Annotated in this window: 1 protein-coding gene; it reads right to left on the minus strand. The window is 64.7% G+C overall.

What is annotated here, in order from left to right; genetic code table 11:
* On the minus strand, positions 1-234 hold a 234-nt coding region (locus A3764_RS23780), incomplete at its 3' end, for a helix-turn-helix domain-containing protein (RefSeq protein WP_150122451.1).
* Positions 235-761 lie beyond the last annotated feature (527 nt).

The following is a 761-nucleotide window of genomic DNA, read 5'->3' on the forward strand; positions in this document are numbered from 1 at the left end:
CTTCGCCAGCACCGCGTCGAGCGCCTCAAGCTCCGCAGCCGTGACCTTCACACTGACCGCTGAGACCGGAATTGCGGCATCCGTCTGGCGCTCGGCATCGGCTTTCAAGACGTAGCGCACGGCGCGCGATGTAACACCGAACCGCGCAGCCAGCTCGGACGTCGACACACCCTCCGCGGCCTCGCGGACGATCTGCATCTTCTCGATCTCTGTCAGGCGTTTTGTTCGGGACATGCGGAAGAAAGACCCCCTATTTCCTGCCACCTTCCACCAAGGCCGCCCCTACCTTACGATAATATACCGTGATGTCAATTATATACTTACGTTGCATTCAGTCTCAGGCAGCCTTGGTGTCCGCTTCACGCCGCGGCCCGCAGGGACGCGGCTCTGCCGCCCTCACCACCGGGCGACCCACCTGTCCTAGGGGTCCCGTCCACCAGCCCCGCCCGAGGGTCTGGCCGAACACGCTTGTGTTCGGACGGAACCGCGGGCGGGCGCAAACCCCACCGACAGGGCGGATAGGCAGGGTCAAGGAGGGCCAGATTTGGGTCCCCAAATCTCTGCCGCAAAAACCGGGAGGCCAAGGCCTGCCGGTTTTTGTGGATGGCCCCCTTGAGGCTGACTGGCCGGTCTGTCGCGGCCTGATCATTCCGGGCGGCGATCGTCCTTTGAGCGCGCGGCTACCGGCACCAAGAGGAGGTCGCTGTAGGCGATCACCCGCGCCGGTGACGGCATACCTGGAACAGGGATCGGGCCGCCCC

Origin of the sequence: Sulfitobacter sp. HI0129, from assembly GCF_001635395.1 — a bacterium.
Classification (GTDB): Bacteria; Pseudomonadota; Alphaproteobacteria; order Rhodobacterales; family Rhodobacteraceae; genus Sulfitobacter.